Annotated in this window: 1 protein-coding gene; it reads left to right on the forward strand. The window is 36.8% G+C overall.

Annotation, left to right across the window (positions count from 1 at the left end):
• Positions 1-242: alpha-amylase family glycosyl hydrolase (locus SB775_RS33060; RefSeq protein ID WP_410865519.1), on the forward strand; the 242-nt coding region annotated here is incomplete at both ends.

Consider the following 242-nt stretch of genomic DNA (forward strand, 5'->3'; position numbering starts at 1 on the left):
AGAGGCTAAATTGTATACTGGAGAAGAACGAGAAGAATTACAAATGGTATTCCAATTTGAACATATGGATTTAGATTCAGGAGAAGGTGGAAAATGGGATGTAAAACCATGCTCACTCCTTACTTTGAAACAAAATTTAACAAAGTGGCAAAAAGCATTAGAACAAACAGGATGGAATAGCCTTTATTGGAATAACCATGATCAGCCTCGCGTTGTATCTCGTTTTGGTAATGATGGGGCTT

Source organism: Peribacillus sp. SIMBA_075, from assembly GCF_046534585.1.